Here is a 1,898-nt window from a genome sequence, read left to right as displayed (position 1 = left end):
AGTGACGACGCCGAATGACCGCGTCGCCATCATCGTCACCGAACCGCTGACGACGAATGAAACGTGGACACCTTTCCAGAGCGGCGAATTGAAAGTGTTCATAGATGGCTTACCGCTGCCCTGAACATTCCGCTTTGCTGATCCGGGAATAAAAAAAGCTGCAGGAAATCCTGCAGCTTTTTTTATTGAAGCCTGGCGACGCAGTGACGCGAGCACCTAACAGGCTAAGGACAGATTCAGGCTCAGGACAGATTCGGCGCCAGCCAGCGCTCGACATCTTCCCTGGCAGCACCGCGTCGCGTCGCCATATCCGCGACTTGATCGTCGCCGACCTTGCCGACCACGAAGTATTTCGCTTCCGGATGCGCAAAGTAAAAGCCGGATACTGCCGCGCCCGGGAACATCGCAAATGACTCGGTCAGCATCATGCCGATTTCTTCCGCCTGCAAGGTCTTGAACATGTCAGCCTTGACCGTATGTTCCGGACACGCCGGGTAGCCCGGCGCCGGACGTATGCCGCGGTATTCTTCCTTGATCATCGCCTCATTGCTCAGGGCTTCATCGGCGGCATAACCCCACAAATCCTTGCGTACACGCTCATGCAAATGTTCGGCGAAGGCTTCGGCCAGCCTGTCGGCCAGCGACTTCAGCATGATCGATGAATAATCGTCATGCGCATCTTCAAAGCGCTTTTCGTACTTCTCTATGCCCAGGCCACTCGTCACCGCAAACAGCCCTATGTAATCGGCAATGCCGGATGATTTCGGCGCGATAAAATCGGCCAGACACTGGTTAGGTCGTGCCACGCCATCGATCACCGGCTTGACGGTTTGCTGGCGCAAGCCGTAGTAAGTGAAGGCGACCTGGGTGCGCGTTTCATCGGTATAGATTTCGATGTCGTCGTCATTGACGGTGTTCGCCGGCAGCAAGGCAATCACACCATTGGCAGTCAACCAGCGGCCTTCTATGACTTTTTTCAGCAAGGCCTGGCCTTCGGCAAATACCTTGGTGGCAGCGTCGCCGACCACTTCATCCTTCAGGATCGCAGGGTAGGGTCCGGCCAGATCCCAGGTCTGGAAGAACGGACCCCAGTCTATGTATTGTGCAATGGTGGCCAGATCGACATTCTTGAAGACACGGCGACCGATGAACTTCGGCTTGAGCGGTGCATTCCTGCCGGTGAAGTCCAGCTTCATCTTGTTGGCGCGCGCCTGCGCCAGCGTCAGCATCGGCACTGCTTTCTTGTTCGCGTGCTGCTCGCGTATGCGCTCATAGTCGGTCGCGATATCGGCGATGTACTGGTCGCGCTGCTCCGGCGTTAGCAGCGATTGCGCCACCGAGACCGAGCGCGAGGCGTCCGGCACGTAGACTACCGGGCCATCGTAATTGTGTGCAATCTTGACTGCCGTATGTGCGCGGCTGGTGGTGGCGCCACCAATCAGCAAAGGCGTTTTCAAGCCGCGGAAATACGGATCGCGCTGCATCTCTTTTGCGACGTAAGCCATTTCTTCCAGCGAAGGCGTGATCAAGCCGGACAGGCCGATGATGTCGGCGTTCTCGGCCTTGGCGCGCGCCAGGATTTCCGAGCACGGCACCATCACGCCCATGTTCACGACTTCGAAGTTGTTGCATTGCAGGACGACCGACACGATGTTCTTGCCGATGTCATGCACATCGCCCTTGACTGTCGCAATGACGATCTTGCCTTTCGGCTTGCTGACGATGCCGGTCTGTTCCTGCAGCAGGCGCTTTTCTTCTTCGATGTAAGGGATCAGGTGCGCGACCGCCTGCTTCATCACGCGCGCGGATTTGACGACCTGCGGCAAGAACATCTTGCCCTGGCCGAACAGGTCGCCGACGATGTTCATGCCATCCATCAGCGGGCCTTCGATCACATG

The 1,898-nt window shown here is 57.3% G+C and carries 2 protein-coding genes; one reads left to right on the top strand and one right to left on the bottom strand.

Annotation, left to right across the window (positions count from 1 at the left end; translation table 11 throughout):
* Nucleotides 1-124 (top strand): class II glutamine amidotransferase (locus Q7T06_RS04535; protein ID WP_304780916.1); only part of this gene is annotated, 124 nt, incomplete at its 5' end.
* A gap of 118 nt (nucleotides 125-242) precedes the next feature.
* Here the strand turns inward: Q7T06_RS04535 and Q7T06_RS04530 are convergent.
* The coding region (locus Q7T06_RS04530; RefSeq protein ID WP_304780913.1) for a vitamin B12 dependent-methionine synthase activation domain-containing protein at nucleotides 243-1,898 on the bottom strand (1,656 nt) is incomplete at its 5' end.

Source organism: Herminiimonas sp. (assembly GCF_030645555.1).
In the GTDB taxonomy this organism is placed as follows: Bacteria; Pseudomonadota; Gammaproteobacteria; order Burkholderiales; family Burkholderiaceae_D; genus Oxalicibacterium.
The sequence above is the reverse complement of the archived record's forward strand: the minus strand, read 5'-3'. Positions and strand labels throughout refer to the sequence as shown.